We start from the raw sequence: 17479 nt of genomic DNA, 5'->3' as shown, positions 1-17479 counted from the left end.
GAAAGAGATGCGCATTCTACAGAGCTCAGGCGAGGTGTCAACGGCGATCCCGAAAAAACTTCAAAATCGCTCAAAATCGGTTACGCAGTGACCAAAACCCGGGCTATCTTCTTCTTGCCTGCCTGGATGACACAATCATCACCCTCAACAAACATACGATTACCGTCAAATTGCTCACCATTAACAAAAACCGCACCACGCTTTAGCACATCCCGTGCGGCAGCACCGTTCTTCACCAGGTCGGCCAGGCGCAGAACAGATGCCATCGGCATTTCCGCCTGCCCCTCCAGAGAAACCTCAACTGTTGGCACATTTTCCGGAATTTCACCAAGAGCGACCCGGTTACCAGCGGACTTGTGCGCTGTCTTGGCCGCTCCCTCATCATGGAAGCGGGTAATGATTTCCTCCGCCAGCAATTTCTTATAGTCCTGAGGATTGGCTCCCGCCTCTACCTCTTTACGGAAACTATCGACCTCCACAAGCGGACGGAAGCTCAACAACTCAAAATAACGCCACAGCAAAGCATCCGGCATGGAGAGTAGCTTGGTGTACATCTCACCCGGAGCATCATTAACACCAATATAGTTCCCCAGGGATTTTGACATCTTCTGAACACCGTCCAGCCCCTCCAGGATGGGCATCGTCAAGATGACCTGCGGCTCCTGACCATAACGCCCCTGAATCGTGCGACCCATGCCAAGATTAAAGCGCTGATCGGTACCGCCAAGCTCGACATCCGCCTCCAGCGCTACAGAGTCGTAGCCCTGCACCAACGGGTAGAGGAATTCGTGAATCGCAATCGGCTGATTCGAATCATAACGCTTTGAAAAATCGTCGCGCTCAAGCATCCGGGCGACAGTGCTCTGCCCGGCCAGTCGGATCATATCCGCTGCGGTCATCTTACCCATCCACTCGGAGTTGAAAACCACGCGGGTTTTTTCCGGGTCCAGAATTTTGAAGACCTGCTCTTTATAGGTAACGGCATTATCCGCCACTTGCTGGTCAGTCAACGGGGGGCGTGTTGCACTCTTGCCAGTCGGGTCACCAATTTTTCCGGTAAAGTCACCGATCAGAAAGATAACCTCGTGACCCAGATCCTGAAACTGTCGCAATTTGTTAATAAGGACCGTATGCCCAAGATGGAGATCGGGCGCAGTGGGATCAAAACCCGCCTTGATACGTAGGGGTCGACCTTCCTTTAACTTCGCAACCAGATCGTCTTCCGGAATCAGCTCGTCAACGCCACGCTTTATTATGGCTAACGCCTCATCGATAGATGCCATGAACTACACGTCCCCAGTTTTGTCTAGAAAGATTCTGTCAGTTACAGACTTCAACAAAAGAAATCTGTGAGTTACCCGATCCCCTGATACATTATAATGCTCAGTATTTGAGCAAATCCGGATAGTCAGGGCGGCGCATTATAACAATGAAGCCACCAGAAATCTGGCGGATGGAGCGGTAACCGTAATGTTACACGCTGTCCCACATGCATTTTATACGGTAATCTGTTGGACTATACTTGAACAACAGCTTTAATTAGGTAGTTCAACCTACCGGAATACCGATTAAAACGGGTGTCACACGTGCTGAAAACGTTTCCCAAAACACATATTACCATTGCTGCTGCGGCCACCGTGGTAGTAACGACCGCCATTCTGATGAGTCCCAGCTCCGACGTTGAGGCCAAGAGAATGTCCTATTCCCTGGACCTGAATGGCAACCCAGTCACTCAATCCGCACCCAAGGAAAGCACTCCGGCTACGGCAGACAACACTTCCGGCGCGGTCGAAAATGCGGTTGCGAAGAATACAGGGTTGGCAAGCCCCCAACCAGCAGACGATCAGACACCCAAGCTGAACTGGCAGGAACATAAAATCAAATCCGGGGACACGCTTTCCTCCCTGTTTCGTGATGCCGGATTCAACGATGGCATCATGCTCAAGGTCATCCATGGCGACGGTGACGCCGGCAAGTTGCAGCGCTTGTACGCTGGCGAAACCATCGCCTTCGCGACGGATGCCGATGGCGATCTGGCTGCCATTGACCTGAAGCGCAGCTTACTGGAAACACTCCGTATCTCCAGGAATGAGGATGGCTTCAAGGGAGAGACTGTTGTCCTCGAACCAGAAGCCCGCCCGGCCTTCGCTTCCGGTGTCATCGATGGTTCCCTTTATGTTGCAGCCCGGGAAGCCGGGATGAGCGACAGGCTTGCCATGGAGATGGCTGGCATCTTCGGATGGGACATCGACTTTGTATACGATGTTCGCAAAGGCGACCGGTTTGAGGTGGTCTATGAAGAACTCTACCTCGACGGCGAAATGTTTGATACCGGCCGCATTCTTTCTGCCCGTTTTATTAACAGGGGAGAAGACAACGTAGCGCTTCTGTATACCGACAGTAATGGTGACAGCGACTATTATGCGCCCGATGGCTCCAGCATGCGTAAGGCCTTCCTGAGGACGCCGATCAATGCACGGGTATCCTCCCCCTTTAATATGCAACGCCGCCACCCGGTTCTTGACGTGGTCCGTCCTCACGAAGGCACAGACTACGCCGCCCCTCCCGGAACTCCCATTAAGGCTGCCGGCAATGGCCGTGTGCATTTCGCTGGCTGGAAAGGCGGCTATGGCCGCACCGTGATTCTTTCTCACGGCGACAACATAACCACCTTGTATGCTCACATGAGCCGCCTGGGCAAAGGCATCAGAAATGGCTCCCGAGTGAAACAGGGAGAGACCATCGGCTACGTTGGCTCCTCCGGCATGGTCACCGGTCCACACCTGCACTATGAATTCCGCAAGAACGGCGCACCACGAAATTCCCGTAAGGTGGATCTGCCGGATGCCAAACCGGTGCCCAAATCCGAAATGGCTCGTTTCAGCCAGTTTGCGAAACAACAGGTCGCCCAGCTCGAAGTGTACCGCGATGGCCACCAGCAGCTCGCACTGGCCCAGGACGAGTAACGTCATGAGCAAGTGGCTGGGACTGATGTCCGGCACCAGCATGGACGGTATTGATGCCGTGCTGGTGTCCTTTCCGGATAACCGAATCCAGATACACCACACGCACAGCATTGCTTACCCCGAGGACATTCGCCAGCGCCTGACCCAGATCAGCCAGAATCAGGGAACCCCCGACGAACTCGGCGAGCTGGATCACATTGTGGGCAGCCTGTTTGCCGAGGCGGCATCACAGGCTATCGAAAAGGCAGGCATCTCCAGCAATGACATTTCAGCCATTGGCAGCCATGGCCAGACCATTCGTCACCAACCCCGGGGCAATACACCGTTTTCCCTTCAAATTGGCGACCCCAACCTGATTGCCGAGAAAACGGGGGTTACCACAGTAGCCGACTTTCGCCGGCGAGACATGTCAGCAGGCGGGCAAGGCGCACCACTCGTTCCGGCATTCCACAAAGCCTTCTTCGGCTCCGAGACTGAAGACCGCTGCATCCTCAACCTTGGCGGAATTGCAAATATCAGCTGGCTTCCAGCCGGTGGCAATCAGCCGGTCACCGGCTTTGACACCGGCCCCGCAAACGCGTTGATGGATGCATGGTGCCAATATCGGACCGGACGCCCCTACGATGAAGACGGGCGCTGGGCAGCAGAGGGTATGGTTCATCAGGAATTATTGGGAGACATGCTTTCGGACGGTTACTTTATGCGACCGCCCCCCAAAAGCACCGGGAAAGAAAAGTTCAACCTGGAATGGGTCAAAACCCTTGCGCACAGACATTCGGAAGTGTCCGATGCCGATGTGCAGCGGACATTACTGGAACTTACGATTGTTTCCATTGCCCGCCAACTGCCCCACGCTCCGAATATGACTATATTCGCTTGTGGCGGCGGAACGCGGAACACGTTTCTGATGCGGGAACTTAAGCGAGCTTGCAGCCCATTGATGATGACTTCCACAGCGGACCTGGGACTTGACCCACAGTGGGTGGAACCGGTTGCCTTTGGCTGGCTTGCCAAACAGACTCTGGAGAAACGCCCCGGAAACCTGCCTGAGGTAACCGGGGCGTCTGGAGAAAGGATTCTCGGGGCGGTCTACTTCGCCTGATCAGATGGAAAAGGAGCTGCCGCACCCGCAGGTCGAGCTGGCGTTGGGATTACTAACTACGAACTGAGATCCCTGAAGTCCTTCCGTGTACTCCACCGTTGCCCCCACCAGGTACTGATAACTCATCGGGTCCACCAGCAGCGTCACGCCATCTTTTTCAATGACCGTATCTTCCTCATCCTGATTGTCATCGAATGAGAATCCATACTGGAACCCGGAGCAACCACCACCAGTTACGAAAACCCGAAGCTTGAGTTGAGGGTTGCCTTCTTCCTCAACCAACTCTCGCACTTTCGTTACGGCACTGTCACTGAGAAACAGCGGTGTGGCCATTTGTTGCTGAACTACACTCAAGTCCGCCTCCGGATTGCTATACGTATGGACATCACGATTATCATATTCCTGACTAAAACAATCAACTATTCGACTTCTGCCTCTTCCGAATGCTCCGACGCATCATCGGTTGTTTTTTTCTGGTGGTCACTGTTGAGCAGCCCCACTGGCTCACGCTGATGGACCAGATTGCCGTTCACTGCAGCCCCCATAGCCATTTCGATCAGATTGTAATAGACGTTTCCGTTAATGGAGGCTTTTTCTGCCAGTTCAAGGTGAGCAGATGCGTATACATCACCATGAACCTGTCCATTGATGATCACATGGGGCGCTACAATATCGCCGGTGATTTCCCCTACTTCGGAGATCCTGAGCACCGCATCGCTGCCCTCTTCCGCGACAACCTTGCCTCGAACCCGGCCATCAACATGCAATCCACCGGAAAAATGCACATCGCCTTCCACAGTAGTGCGGGATGACACCAGGGTGTCAAAGTGCCCAGTCGGACGACGGGGTTTCTGTTTTTTCTTGCCGAGCATGTATCAGTTCTCCGTTAGTTCAACCCAATCAAATGTGCGTTCAGCCTGCGCGGATTTTTTGCCCTCGGATTGTGCAACCACCTGCACCTCCATCGGCTCAAAATCCGACGGCAGTTTCAGCAGCCCCTCAACATCCTGGAAATAGCGGAAGCGGAACTCTACGCCGAGATCGTCGATGTCGTCAGATAGATCACGAAGCGCAATCACTTCTTTCTCATCATCACGCATCCCAATCACGTTAACGGCAACAACCCCGGATATATAACTCTTGTTGTTACCGACCTGGGTAAGCACCAGTTTAAAATTGTATTCGCCCTGCTGACGGCCTTGTTGCAGGGACAACCGGTCCACCTGGAGCCCCTTGCTGGTTTCCGAAGGCGCCATGATATTCTGATAGAAAGTCAGATCCGCTTTCAGTGAAGCAATCTGCGTTTCCAGATCGACAATGATCTTGCGAGCCTGATTCAGCGCCTGCTGATCAATCGTTCGTCCCCGCTCCAGGTTCACCAACTGTTGGGACGCTCCACGGTATTTATCCTGCAGTGCCTCAGCCTCCTGCTCCAGACGGTCGCGGGAATCCTCTACCGAGGAGAACCGGAAACCTCCCTGGGCAAGCCCAGCGGCATACCCGCCAACAGCGGCAACCACGGAAAACACCAGCAGTATCAGTGTGCGCCTTAGCCGGTATCCCGGTCGGTGGCGGATGACAACGTATTCCTCCGCCGGTTTTCTGGACTCACTCACCGGCACGTCCTACGGCAGCATAGCGGGCGCTTCGAGCCCGAGAGTTTCTTTCAGGCCGAACATGATGTTCATGTTCTGCACGGCCTGTCCTGCCGCCCCTTTCACCAGGTTATCGATGACAGAAGACACGATGACCACATTGCTGTTTTCCTGGCGATGCAGCGCAATGCGGCAATGATTAGCACCCCGCACACTCCGGGTTTCGGGATGACTGCCGAAAGGCATGACGTCCACAAACGGCTCATCCCGGAAGCGGTTTTCATAAAGCGACTGCAACTGGTTAAAATCCTCAGGATTGGTCAGCTCGGCGTACAAGGTTGCCTCGATACCACGAACCATAGGAACCAGGTGGGGCACAAACGTAATTCCCACATCTCTTCCAGCTGCGTTGCTAAGCCCCTGTCGAATCTCCGGCAAGTGGCGGTGGCCCGACGCGCCATAGGCCTTGAAGCTCTCGCCAACTTCGCCATGAAGCATGCCGATTTTGCCCTGGCGGCCTGCGCCACTGGCACCGGATTTGGCATCGGCAATCAGCCGGGACGGGTCAACCAGATTATTCTCCAGCAGGGGCAGGAAGCCCAATTGGACAGCGGTAGGGTAACAGCCGGGGTTAGCCACCAGCTGCGCATCGCGCACTTCTTCGCGCACCACTTCAGGAAGACCGTAGACAGCCTTTGCAGCCCACTCCGGGCTCTCATGAGCCATGCCATACCAGTTCGCCCATACATCCAGATCACGCAGGCGGAAATCTGCCGACAGGTCCACAACCCGGGCTCCCGCTGCCATCAGCTCTGGCATCATGCGCATGGCGACCCCGTGAGGCGTGGCGAAAAACACCAGGTCACACGCGGCAAGGGTGTCCAGGTCTGGCTCGGAAAACGCCAGGTCATAGTGGCCACGAAGGTTTGGATACATATCCGCCACTGGCATGCCCGCCTCCGAGCGAGAGGTAATACAGCTCACCGTCGCCTCCGGATGAACCGCCAGAATTCTCAGAAGCTCCACACCGGTATACCCGGTTCCACCTACAATGCCTACTTTTATCACCTGTTACTCCAACTCCGGTCGGTTTCGTAAAATAAGGGTCATGTTCTACTCACTAGTCTAACATGATAAACCAACGACTTATTGCAGCCCGACAGGCGACCGTTACAATAACCATACGATCCACCCACAACCGGAACTCCGGCGTTCATGCGAAAGATCTGGCACCAGATTACCGAGAACCTGATTCCCGTCTTCCGTCGCAGGCTCTCCGGCGTGGATGCTCTTCCGCAACTGGCGGTACTCGGCTTGCTTTCTGGGCTAATCACCGGCGGTGTTATACTGGTATTCCGCCTTGCCATCGAGTGGCCCCTCGAATATTTCCTGCCAGGGGACGGATCAGAATCCTTTGAGGAACTGGATCTTCTGACTCGGGGCCTCCTACCTCTGGCAGGGGCACTTGGCCTTGGCCTGTTTCTTCATCGCCTGGCCACCCACGACCGCAAGGTCGGCATCGTCCATATCATGGAACGCCTCAACTACCATCAGGGTTATATTTCGGTCCGCAGCGCCACTGTCCAGTTCATCACTGGCGTTACCACGGTGATCACCGGACAGTCTGCCGGCCGGGAGGGGCCAGCGGTGCACCTTGGCGCTGCGTTCTCCAGTCTGATGGGGCAGTGGATGAGACTCCCCAACAACAGCATTCGAACCCTTGTTGCCTGCGGTTGTGCCGCTGCGATTTCCGCCTCCTTCAACACCCCTATTTCGGGCGTCATCTTCGCTATGGAAGTGGTGATGATGGAGTACACCATTGCCGGTTTTACCCCGATTATTCTCGCTGCGGTGAGTGCAGCCATCGTAACCCAGGCCATCTATGGCTCAGAACCGGCATTCAGTGTACCGGCACTGACCATGAACTCCCTCGTAGAGATCCCCTGGATTCTGGCCATCGCCGTGATCATCGGCGTCGCTGCCGCTCTCTTTATCCACCTCGTCGACACCATGGGCCGCTACCACCACCGACCGGTGCTGCTGCGCGTTGCTTTTTGCGGATTGCTGATGGTGCCATTTGCCCTGTTCATTCCGGAGGTGATGGGCATTGGCTATGACACCGTGGACCTGGCCATCCATGGCCATCTGGCATTCTGGCTGCTACTCGGAGCCGGCATCGCCAAGCTGATCATAACGTCACTTACCATTGGGCTGGGCATGCCCAGCGGTGTCATCGGCCCCACCATTTTCATGGGTGCCACCCTGGGTGGAGCCATGGGCCTCATTGGTGCCCAGATCGCGCCGGACATAGCATCGTCCGTCGGCTTCTACGCCATGCTCGGCATGGGTGCGATGATGGGAGCCGTGCTGCAGGCGCCACTTGCAGCCCTGATGGCATTGATGGAGCTTACCCGTAACCCTCACATCATGCTGCCGGGAATGTTGATCATCACAACCGCCAGCCTGGTTACCAGCGAAGTCTTTGGCAAAAAATCGCTGTTTCTTACCATACTGAAAAGTCAGGGGTTGAGTTACCAGAACTCCCCTGTCATTCAGGCCCTGCGTCGGGTCTCGGTGGGTGCCATCATGGACCGCAACATATTGCGCACAGAAAGACACCTGACGACTGACGCTGCCAGCAAGATACTCAAGTCTGAGCCCAAGTGGCTGGTGGTGGAAGGCAGCAATGGGCCTACGGCACTGCTGCCCGCTGTTGACCTCGCCCGCTACCTCGAAGACGCTGAAGAACTGGCCGCGGAAAAAGGAACCGAGCCGGCGGACACCGTTGACCTGATGGAAATCCCGGCCAACCGGCGGGATATTGCGCCGGTTCAGTACCAGGCCACTCTCGAGGAAGCACTGGACGTGTTCGACGGCACGAGCGTGGAAGCTCTGTATGTTCAACGCCACGTAGCCCCGATGATTCAGCGGGTGTACGGCATCGTGCTGAAATCCGACATCGAAAGCTATTACCAATACCGACGGAGTTAAGCGATGCTCTGGGTTAAAGCCCTCCATATCATTTCCATGGTGTGCTGGTTCGCCGGCATTTTCTACCTGCCACGACTATTCGTGTATCACGCTGCCTGCGAGGACCAGCCCGGGCGAGAACGTTTCAAGGTCATGGAGCGTAAACTTTACCGGGGCATAACGACCCCGGCCATGATTGCCACGCTTGTTTTTGGGATCTGGCTGATCAGTTACAATGCGGCCGGTTATTTCAGTCAGGGCTGGATGCATGCCAAACTGGCACTGGTGGCGCTTTTGATCACCTACCATTTTTACTGCGGACACCTGGTGAAGGTATTCCGGGATGACCGGAATACCCGCGGCCACGTGTTCTATCGCTGGCTTAACGAGTTACCGGTGTTTGTACTGGTGGCTGTCGTGATCCTGGCCGTAGTCAAACCATTCTGAGGAGCCGAGCCATAAAACGTCACACCCGCCCCCAAGTATTGATCCTGTCGGGCCTTGACCCGTCCGGCGGTGCCGGAATACAGGCCGACATCCAGGCCATAACGGCATTGGGCTGCCATCCCCTGCCAGTCCTGACCTGTCTGACGGTCCAGGATACGCGCAATGTGTATGACGCCTGCGCGGTGGATGCAGAATTGATTCGCAAACAACTGGATTGCGTCGCAGCTGACGCGCCCATTCATGCCATTAAAACCGGCGCCTTGGGCAATGCTGACGTGGTAAAGGTTTTGGTGGAATTCCTCGGCAAGCATCCGAATATTCCTGTGGTCACCGATCCGGTTATCAAGGCCGCTGGCGGCGGTGATCTGGCGGACGAATCCCTGATCCGGGCGATGAAGGAACTCCTGTTCAGCCGCGCCGACATGATTACGCCCAACGGGATCGAATTGGCACTGCTCGGAGGCAGCGATGATCCTGCCGAAGCCGCACATTCGCTGATAGCAGCGGGGTGCCAGTCGGTACTGGCAACGGGCGGACATGGTGAGGGCCCGCAAATCACCAACACCCTCTACACCAGGGACGTCGACCCCCTCTACTGGCATATCGAGCGGGTTGGCGGGGAATACCATGGCACAGGCTGTACCCTGGCTGCGTCCATTGCTGCCGGTCGTGCACAGGGGCTATCACCACGGGCGGCCATATCCCAGGCTCAGAACTTTGTGAACCACGCCATTCTAAATGCCCTGGAAGTTGGTCGCGGCCAACCGGTACCGGATCGCGGCATTCCGTGGGAACAGTGATCTCATGACTGCGGCACCGTTTCCAAAAGGCCTCGCACCGGGTCTTTATGCCATAACCGACAGCAAACTACTGCCTGACGACAAACTGCTGCCAGCAGTGGAGGCCGCGCTGAGGGGAGGAGCGGTGCTGGTCCAGTACCGTGACAAATCCAGCTCTTCAGCTACACGACTGAATCAGGCCCGCAACCTGGTCGCTGCCTGTCGCAATGCAGGCGTCCCACTGATCATCAATGACGATCCCGAACTGGCGCTGCGAGTGCACGCGGATGGTGTTCATCTGGGACAGAGCGATAGCTCATTGATTGATGCCCGACATCGGCTGGGCGATGGCGCGATCATTGGTGCAACCTGCCATGGCGACCTGACGCTGGCTGCGAAAGCCACCGGGGAAGGTGCAGACTATCTCGCCTTCGGGCGCTTTTTCGGCTCCGCCACCAAACCCGATGCACCGCCGGCAGATCTCTCGGTGCTGGCGAACGCCCGCCAGTACCGGCGACCACTGACCGCGATTGGCGGAATTACAACCAGAAACGGAAGCGCTCTTATCCAGGCGGGGGCGGATATGCTTGCGGTGGTCGGCGACCTGTTCGACGGCAACCCTGAATATACAGAACGACAAGCGCGCGAGTTTTCGCGACTGTTCGCCGCCCATCATCCGCTGTTCCAGCCCCGGAAGAACATTCACGACACGTTTTCAAATCATCAGGAGCCTTGAACATGACTCACTCCGAAACCCTCTTTGCCGAGGCCCAGAAATATATTCCCGGCGGCGTTAACTCGCCCGTCAGGGCATTCAAGGGCGTAGGCGGCACGCCCATCTTCTTCAAGCATGCCGAAGGTGCCTACCTGTTCGATGAGGATGATTGCCGCTACATCGACTATATCGGTTCCTGGGGGCCGATGATCCTTGGCCACTCCAGCCAGCTGATCAAGGACGCACTCCATGCCCAGGTAGATCTCGGCATTGGATACGGTGCACCAACCGCCATTGAAACCGAAATGGCCAAAAAAGTGTGTGAACTGGTCCCCTCCATCGATCTGGTGCGTATGGTGAACTCAGGTACCGAGGCAACCATGAGCGCCATTCGACTTGCCCGCGGCTACACCGGTCGGGACAAGATCGTCAAGTTCGAGGGCTGCTATCACGGTCATGTGGATTCTCTGCTGGTAAAAGCCGGCTCAGGAGCCCTGACTCTCGGCGTGCCCAATTCACCGGGCATCCCCGCCAGCCTGGCAGAACACACCCTGACGCTGACCTACAACGACATTGATAATGTGCGTGACACCTTCGCCAGGATGGGCGATGACATTGCCGCCATCATCGTCGAACCGGTTGCCGGCAACATGAATTGCATCCCCCCGGTACCCGGGTTCCTGGAAGCACTGCGGGAAGTTTGCGATGAACACGGTACCGTACTGATTTTTGATGAAGTGATGACCGGCTTCCGTGTCTCACTCGGTGGCGCCCAGGGCTACTACGGCGTCAAGCCGGATCTGACGGCGCTCGGCAAGGTCATTGGTGGCGGCTTGCCGGTTGGCGCCTTCGGCGGTAAACGGGAAATCATGGAGCATATTTCCCCACTTGGACCGGTATACCAGGCTGGCACCCTGAGCGGAAACCCGCTCGCCATGTGCGCAGGCCTGACCACTCTGAATGCCATTTCCGAACCGGGCTTCCACGACCGACTTACAGAAAAAACCGTAGCGGTGCGAGACGGCCTGAAGGAAGCAGCGGATGAAGCAGGCATTCCTCTCACGGTGCAAAGCGCGGGCGCCATGTTTGGCTTCTTCTTCACTGACGCACCCGCCATCACCCGCTTTGACCAGGTCATGGCCTGTGACGTGGAGCGCTTCAAGGCTTTCTTTCAGGGCATGTTGAAGGAAGGCGTTTATCTGGCGCCTTCCGCGTTTGAAGCCGGATTTACCAGCGCGGCCCTGTCACAGGATGACATTGAGCACACTATCGCAGCAGCCAAACGCGTCATGAAGACACTGTAAGCTCTGCCCCAAATGACAAGCCGTCATTGCTTGTCATTTGGGGCCCCGCTCGTGACCTCTCTCACAGTTCCAGCCCTTTCTGGCCAAATCACCCGCCCGAACATTGACTTGGCACCTACATGATCAAATTATGTGCAAATCTCATACGAGATGCTCAATCAAACAACAACAAATGTAGGTACAACAATGAAACAATGGCTCAAAGCAGCAACCATGCTGTGCATTCTGGCATGGTCCGCGCCGACCCTGGCGTGGTGGAACTCTACCCCATCCGACTATACCGATACCCGCTACCCGGTTGTTCTGGTACACGGTATGTTCGGTTTTGACTCCATAGCCGGTGTCGATTACTGGTACGGTGTGGCTGAAGATTTGCGTAAATACGGTGCTGATGTCTACACCACGCAAGTACCGGCCCTGGACAGCACCATTGCCCGTGGTGAAGCACTACTGCCTCAGGTTGAGGCCATTGCGGCAGTCCATGGCAAGGTCAATCTGGTCGGCCACAGCCACGGCGGCCCGACCGCACGATACGTCGCCCGTGTACGACCGGATCTTGTTGCTTCCGTCACTTCTGTGGGCTCGCCCCATAAAGGATCTCCGGTTGCCGATCTGATTGTCGGCTCCCCGGCCGAGGGCCTGGGTGCAACTCTGGGCAATGCGCTGGGCGGACTCATTGATCTTTTGTCAGGCGGCGGCTACGACCAGAACATGAGCGCCAGCATGTATTCACTGACATCCCAGGGCAGTGCTGAATTCAACAATTTTGCACCGGCCGGTGTTCCTTCCACCGCCTGCGGCGAGGGCGCGTATTCCGACAACGGAGTGCGTTTCTATTCCTGGGGTGGCACAGGCGTTCTGACCAATGCTCTGGACGTGTCCGATGCCCTACTCGGCACCACCAGCCTCGCGTTTGGATTCAGTGCCAACGATGGTCTGGTAGGCCGCTGCAGCAATCATTTCGGGAAAGTCATCCGGGATAATTACTTCATGAACCATCTGGATGAAGTCAATCAGACCCTGGGGCTGCACAGCCTGTTCGAGACTGACCCGAAGGCGGTATTTCAGCAACACGCCAACCGGTTGAAAAACGCCGGACTCTGACCAATTCAGATAACCGCGCCTGGTGGCTCGCTCCGCTGCCACCAGGCATTCAGAAGACGCCCTCTATCCCAACAAGAGCCGTCTGGCGCCTGTAATCATAGCGGGCAAGGTTGCTCTGGTTGTCCCGGAACATCCACTCACCACGCACCGACCATCGCGCACTCAGGACGTATTCCGTCAACAGGGTGCCCTGCGCACGCTGATCGACCCTGCGATCGATTTCCAAAACCCCTCGGGAATCGAACAGACGATGAGGATCTGCATACCGACTATATCGATAACTCCCCTCCACGCCGACATTCCAGCGTTGAGAAACCTTGTAACGAACCGCCAGCTCAACAAGATTGCGTTGTGGCGACAAACTGACGAACTGCTCCCCGGCTTCCATGTCATCACGGGCGTTCATATCCCAACGATACTGCGCGTCAACACGCCACTGGGTGAAGTCCTTCCGACCTTTCAGGCGAGCCTGGTACCACTGACCATCATAGGCTTCAAAACCGTCCCCTCCCTCTACAACGCCGGTAGACACCGACACACGACAACGGGACCCCGTGCCAACCACAGGACACTGATCCACCTGATAAGAGAGATCCATACGATAGGTACGCTCGAGAGCTTCGGAATCAAACCAGGATTGACTGAGGCCGAGCGTCATGCCAGCTCTGCCCGGCCCCATACGCTCCAGCCAACTGGCACCTATCTGCAGAAAGTCGGTATCAAAATCGGATTCCGAGGGGTACTGGCGTGAGTACGCCGCACTTTCCAGCCTGACAGTGGAAGTTTTGGCCTGATATACGTCTGCCGATCCTGCCGCTAACAGTTCAGCAAAACCACCTTCCCGCCCCGAACTGCCTGATTCGGGAACACTGGCGATGTTGTCGTCGTAACCTCCGGCCAGCGACACATACGCCATCCAGGGAATCGGCGAAAGTTCGGATGAGGCCTTCTGCTTTCGCTCCTCAAGCTGAAGTGTTGCCAGGGCTCGTATTTTCTCGGGAGCGGACTCGGACGCCGCGCGGTTAAACCAGAATGCGGCCTCATCAAGGTCGCCGGCAGCCTTCGCGACCAGTCCGAGGTTGTACTCCGCCAGTTTGTTGTTGCCAGTGTTCAACAAATCAGAAAAAGCGTTGGCAGCAAGCTCGAACTCACCAAGCCGATAATAAACAACGCCCAGATTATAAATCAGTGAGTCACTATTCAGCCCTGCCGCCCGAGCACTTTCAAAGGCCGCCCTGGCGGATTCCAACTCATTGTTCTGGAAATGCTCTATACCGGCAGCCATCTGCGCCCGGGGTCCATCAGACGCCGCTACCGGCAGAGATACCGTCGCTATCAGCAACAAGCAAGACGTGGTAATTAGCCGAACTGCAGCCTGCAAACAGATCTCTCCGGAGCCTGAGGGAAACATCGCCGGCAGGATGACAACGTGTCATGATCGCCAGCATTAACTCAGGAGAGTATAACAAGGAGAGCTAAGAGAAAAGTCCACACACACTACACCATCCAAGGTGACGCGCTCGGTAAGGGAGAATTGTCGGCAACCAAAAGTTACAGTTCGCCCGCGCCGCTTTCAAGCGTGTCCGTGGTGTTGTCCAGCAATTCGCCGGTACCATCAAGCAAATCGCCTGTGCCCGGCAAGTCCGTTATATCATCCTTACCGGGCAGGGAATCCAGAAAGTCATCACTGCCGGGGCGCTCCGAGTCAATCAATTCTCTTGCTTCGCTCGCCCTTTCAGAGGCCGATTCGCCGATTTCCTGCCCACGCTCCATGGCATCCAGCGCAGTCTCGATATCCGGGCGTTCCGGACGGGCGGGCGTTTCCGGCTTGCCCGGGCGTTCAGGCCGTCCTGAAACCATAGGTTCAGGCAGTTCGATCTCCCGAACCACTGAGTTGCTCAGGTCTTCGTCATCCACAACCATTCTCATGGTCACATCCAGATCGTCCCTGGCCTGAGTCATTACTGGCCACGCCAGTAGCGCAACCAAACAAATCATTGTCGGTTTTAGCCACTGCCTGTCGTGCAATGTCATGATGCTGGCTCCGTATTATCTGCCTTGGTCTGACCGGGAATAGCTGCCCTGAAGGTTTTCTGGCGCTGGCCGTCGTCAATATGGGCCACCAGCTCACCAGCGCCCGGGAACAGTACCCTGAGAGGCAACGCCAACACATTCTCACCCTGTTCCAGATCGACTTTCCAGCTTAATTGCTGTCGGCCCGGGAACGTTGCCAGTTCAACATTGGCAGGCAGTTCCAGTGTGAGCGTAACGTCCTCAAGAGGTTGGCCAGAGCTGAAAGCAAGGCGCACGGTCTGCATTACCGGTTCAATCACTGCCGGCGATGGAGTTGCCAGGGATTCGTTAACCTCCGCCTGGTTTGCCGCAATTACAGGCTGCGACTGCTCAGAACCGGGTTTTAAACCCACACCCAGGGCGATACCAAGTGCCATTGCGGCTGCAACGGCACCACCAACCACCGGTGTACTCCAGCCACGATGACCAGGCTTGCGAGCGGCATCTGGGCGCGCAGCAGCCAGTACCCGAGTCTCGAAATCCGGTGACGGGTCCGGAATGGCATAACGATCAGCAAAGGTCGACTGCAATACCTTTTCATTGGTCAGCCTTGTCGCACAGCGGGCACAATCCGCCACATGCTGTTCCACACGAGCAGCCTGTTCCGCAGATAACTCACTTAGTAAATAAGGAACCATGAGTTCCCGACATTCATGACAAGACATATCCATCACCTCAATCCTTCACACGTCCAGTGTTTGAAAAAGGTTCCAGTTCCCTCTGCAATTTTTCCCGTAAGGCCGCGCGACATCGGTGCAACCGGGATTTTACCGTTCCCAGGGGGATATCCAAAACCTCGGCGATGTCCTCCTGCCGCCAGCCATCCACGTCGTGGAGCATGATCAGGGCGCGTTGATCCGGTGCCAGGGTCGCCATCACCTGATCAAGCGCCGGTCCGATCCGGCTGATATCCACCATCTCCTCTGGTCCCGCGTCTTCGGATGCGAAACTATCAAGGTAGGCAGATTGGCTTACGGAGTCCACCACTTCACTCAGAGGTCGATCGGACTGCCGCCCTTTGCGACGCACCTGATCGATAAAATGTCGATACAGCACACGATTCAACCAGGGCCGCAATTGATCTACAGATTCCAGCTCGTCCAGGCGTGGGTATAGTTTGACAACCACATCCTGAACCAGATCCTCCGCATCCTGCTGTTGCCCGGACAGACGAAAGGCAAAACGGTACATCGCCTGCAAATGCGGCTGAACCAGCTTCTCGAATCGTTGGGACCGGGAAGGTCGGAAAGGAAGTAGTGCCAAAACCAGTGCTCGCCTTTGCTGTGTATCGTTATCTGGCTGAAACAGGCGCCAAGTCTATACCAGTTCAAGGGTACGTTATACTTGGCCGATACCCGTTCACAAAAAACTTTATTGCCGGGAAATGAGAAAACGTTCACAAAAGCGCAGGAACCCGGTAACGGCTCCTATCGTTTAATAGGTGATACCTGGCGCAATTCCTGCGCTCTGCACTTTCAAAATAATAGACCACGGAGGTTTATATGAATCGCTCTCTGAAACTCTTTACGGTTGCTGCCCTCGCTGCGGGGGTTGCTGCCTGTGGCAGTGACAGTTCCGATTCCGATGCGACCGGCACCGTATCCTTTGGCCTCACGGATGCGCCGGCAACGGAATTCAGCAATGTCACCGTTGCGTTTACAGAGATCCAGCTGAAGCCTGCCGATGGCGACTGGATTACGTTCCCTCTGGACGGATTTGAAACCGTCAACTTGCTGGACCTGCAAGGCGGCGTTACTGAACCTCTGATCACCGACGAAGAAGTCGTGGCCGGTAACTACACGCAACTGCGCCTGATTGTTGATACCGAAAACTCTTTCGTCACCCTTGTCGACAATCCTGACGCTCCGCTTACGCTGGCCGTGCCCTCTGGCGAACAGAGCGGCCTCAAACTGCAGGGCGAGTTTGTTGTGGCTGCGGATACCAGCACCGACTTCACCATCGACTTCGACGTCCAGAAAGCCATCGTCAACCCTGCCGGACAGGCATTGGCCGACTACATGCTGAGGCCCGCCCTGCGTTTGGTGAACAATCTGGAAGTTGGTTCAATTGCAGGCACTGTGGACGCATCCACAGTCATCTCGACCCAATGTGCGGATGCAGCAACCTACTCTGGCATGGTCTACGTGTACGAAGGATCAGGCGCCACGCCGGATGACCTGGGCAGTGAGAACGAACCTCTCGTGGCGGTCCCAGTCTCCGACGAGGACAACCCGGGCACATACACCTACAAGGCGGCATTCCTCACCGAAGGTAATTACACCGTCAGTTATTCCTGTTCAGCCGACGACAACGAGATTGATGAAGATCTGACGTTCGTTGGCACACAAGACGTAATGGTTGAAGTGAATACCGAAAAGACCGTCAATTTCGAATAAGACACTTCGCTGACCATAAAAAACCCCG

18 protein-coding genes are annotated in these 17479 nt (G+C 55.9%); 9 read left to right on the top strand and 9 right to left on the bottom strand.

Translation table 11 applies throughout. From position 1 onward, the window contains the following. Positions 1-80: 80 nt before the first annotated feature. Positions 81-1283: a tyrosine--tRNA ligase gene (gene tyrS, locus MARLIPOL_RS15970; RefSeq protein WP_012139333.1), complete on the bottom strand. Its 1203-nt coding sequence runs from the start codon at positions 1281-1283 to the stop codon at positions 81-83. A 303-nt stretch (positions 1284-1586) separates the two neighbouring features. Here tyrS and MARLIPOL_RS15965 point away from each other — a divergent pair, with 303 nt between their 5' ends. Then, complete coding sequence (locus MARLIPOL_RS15965; protein ID WP_012139332.1) at positions 1587-2966, top strand: OapA family protein; 1380 nt, start codon at positions 1587-1589, stop codon at positions 2964-2966. Between the two features lie 4 nt (positions 2967-2970). Next, the gene (locus MARLIPOL_RS15960) at positions 2971-4068 is read left to right on the top strand and encodes an anhydro-N-acetylmuramic acid kinase (RefSeq protein WP_012139331.1); all 1098 of its coding nucleotides are present in this window, start codon (positions 2971-2973) and stop codon (positions 4066-4068) included. Here the strand turns inward: MARLIPOL_RS15960 and erpA are convergent, their stop codons facing one another. The 4 genes from erpA to argC all read right to left on the bottom strand — a co-directional run bounded on the left by erpA (position 4069) and on the right by argC (position 6731). Next, positions 4069-4401, bottom strand: coding sequence for an iron-sulfur cluster insertion protein ErpA (erpA, locus tag MARLIPOL_RS15955; RefSeq protein ID WP_012139330.1), 333 nt, complete (start codon positions 4399-4401; stop codon positions 4069-4071). 86 nt (positions 4402-4487) lie between these two features. Continuing rightward, entirely contained in the window at positions 4488-4940 is a 453-nt protein-coding gene (locus tag MARLIPOL_RS15950; protein WP_012139329.1) for a bactofilin family protein, read from the bottom strand. A 3-nt stretch (positions 4941-4943) separates the two neighbouring features. Then, positions 4944-5684, bottom strand: coding sequence for a DUF6776 family protein (locus MARLIPOL_RS15945; protein ID WP_012139328.1), 741 nt, complete (start codon positions 5682-5684; stop codon positions 4944-4946). A gap of 9 nt (positions 5685-5693) precedes the next feature. Beyond that, the gene (gene argC, locus MARLIPOL_RS15940; protein ID WP_012139327.1) at positions 5694-6731 is read right to left on the bottom strand and encodes an N-acetyl-gamma-glutamyl-phosphate reductase; all 1038 of its coding nucleotides are present in this window, start codon (positions 6729-6731) and stop codon (positions 5694-5696) included. 147 nt (positions 6732-6878) lie between these two features. Between argC and MARLIPOL_RS15935 the strand changes: the two genes are divergently transcribed. The 6 genes from MARLIPOL_RS15935 (at position 6879) to MARLIPOL_RS15910 (ending at position 12982) form a co-directional block, all read left to right on the top strand. Next, complete coding sequence (locus tag MARLIPOL_RS15935; protein WP_012139326.1) at positions 6879-8654, top strand: chloride channel protein; 1776 nt, start codon at positions 6879-6881, stop codon at positions 8652-8654. A 3-nt stretch (positions 8655-8657) separates the two neighbouring features. Beyond that, complete coding sequence (gene hemJ / locus MARLIPOL_RS15930; RefSeq protein WP_012139325.1) at positions 8658-9080, top strand: protoporphyrinogen oxidase HemJ; 423 nt, start codon at positions 8658-8660, stop codon at positions 9078-9080. A 38-nt stretch (positions 9081-9118) separates the two neighbouring features. Beyond that, entirely contained in the window at positions 9119-9880 is a 762-nt protein-coding gene (gene thiD / locus MARLIPOL_RS15925) for a bifunctional hydroxymethylpyrimidine kinase/phosphomethylpyrimidine kinase (protein WP_012139324.1), read from the top strand. Between the two features lie 4 nt (positions 9881-9884). Further along, positions 9885-10595 (top strand): thiamine phosphate synthase, encoded by a 711-nt coding sequence (thiE, locus tag MARLIPOL_RS15920; protein ID WP_012139323.1) that lies wholly within the window; start codon positions 9885-9887, stop codon positions 10593-10595. A gap of 2 nt (positions 10596-10597) precedes the next feature. Beyond that, entirely contained in the window at positions 10598-11878 is a 1281-nt protein-coding gene (gene hemL, locus MARLIPOL_RS15915; protein WP_012139322.1) for a glutamate-1-semialdehyde 2,1-aminomutase, read from the top strand. Positions 11879-12064: 186 nt separating this feature from the next. After that, complete coding sequence (locus MARLIPOL_RS15910; protein ID WP_012139321.1) at positions 12065-12982, top strand: lipase family alpha/beta hydrolase; 918 nt, start codon at positions 12065-12067, stop codon at positions 12980-12982. Positions 12983-13031: 49 nt separating this feature from the next. Here the strand turns inward: MARLIPOL_RS15910 and MARLIPOL_RS15905 are convergent, their stop codons facing one another. The 4 genes from MARLIPOL_RS15905 to MARLIPOL_RS15890 all read right to left on the bottom strand — a co-directional run bounded on the left by MARLIPOL_RS15905 (position 13032) and on the right by MARLIPOL_RS15890 (position 16318). Continuing rightward, positions 13032-14267 carry a tetratricopeptide repeat protein gene (locus tag MARLIPOL_RS15905; protein ID WP_012139320.1) on the bottom strand — a complete coding sequence of 412 codons (1236 nt, stop codon included), beginning with the start codon at positions 14265-14267 and terminating at the stop codon, positions 13032-13034. Between the two features lie 266 nt (positions 14268-14533). After that, positions 14534-15016 carry a hypothetical protein gene (locus MARLIPOL_RS15900; protein ID WP_145768802.1) on the bottom strand — a complete coding sequence of 161 codons (483 nt, stop codon included), beginning with the start codon at positions 15014-15016 and terminating at the stop codon, positions 14534-14536. Beyond that, positions 15013-15726 (bottom strand): anti-sigma factor family protein, encoded by a 714-nt coding sequence (locus tag MARLIPOL_RS15895; RefSeq protein ID WP_012139318.1) that lies wholly within the window; start codon positions 15724-15726, stop codon positions 15013-15015. The genes MARLIPOL_RS15900 and MARLIPOL_RS15895 overlap by 4 nt, the downstream gene beginning before the upstream one ends. Before the next feature lie 4 nt (positions 15727-15730). Continuing rightward, entirely contained in the window at positions 15731-16318 is a 588-nt protein-coding gene (locus MARLIPOL_RS15890) for an RNA polymerase sigma factor (RefSeq protein WP_082446213.1), read from the bottom strand. 239 nt (positions 16319-16557) lie between these two features. Here MARLIPOL_RS15890 and MARLIPOL_RS15885 point away from each other — a divergent pair, with 239 nt between their 5' ends. Then, on the top strand, positions 16558-17451 hold the full coding sequence (locus tag MARLIPOL_RS15885) for a DUF4382 domain-containing protein (protein ID WP_012139316.1): 894 nt from the start codon (positions 16558-16560) through the stop codon (positions 17449-17451). Positions 17452-17479: the final 28 nt, after the last annotated feature.

Source organism: Marinobacter lipolyticus SM19 (assembly GCF_000397065.2).
Classification (GTDB): Bacteria; Pseudomonadota; Gammaproteobacteria; order Pseudomonadales; family Oleiphilaceae; genus Marinobacter; species Marinobacter lipolyticus.
Note: the sequence above shows the minus strand (reverse complement) of the source record. Positions and strands in the feature narration are given on the sequence as shown.